This is a genomic window from Rhizohabitans arisaemae, from assembly GCF_025996515.1.
Taxonomy (GTDB): Bacteria; Actinomycetota; Actinomycetes; order Streptosporangiales; family Streptosporangiaceae; genus Rhizohabitans; species Rhizohabitans arisaemae.
On the sequence record NZ_BLRH01000044.1, the window covers coordinates 1 to 351 of the forward strand.

Consider the following 351-nt stretch of genomic DNA (forward strand, 5'->3'; position numbering starts at 1 on the left):
GGAGTCGGTGTTGCCGGGCCATTCGGTGACGTCCAGCATCCACGGGTGGATTCCAGGCGGCGGTGCCACCTTCCCTTCGCGAATGAGGGATTTGGAGAGCTTGGCGCCGGTGTCGGTGAGTACCATCGGGGTGAACACCCGCGGAGGCGGTGGCGGTCCCGGGAGCTGTGCGAAGGCTTCGTCGACCAGCTGACAGCCGTAGGCCCAGTCACCGCCTTTGACCATCACCGACAATGTGACGTGGTCGCGGGCTGCCAGTCTCTCTTTGACCAGATTCCGGTAGAGGGTGGCCAGATCGAGGTAGGCGTCGGTGTCGGCGGTGATCGAGATCTCGTAGTCGCCGTGGTCGGT

At 64.4% G+C, this 351-nt stretch carries 1 protein-coding gene; it reads right to left on the bottom strand.

Features of this window, described 5'->3' with window-relative positions:
* Positions 1-351, bottom strand: a 351-nt coding sequence (locus RUR_RS26605; protein ID WP_283137939.1) for a hypothetical protein, incomplete at both ends; no start/stop codon positions are given.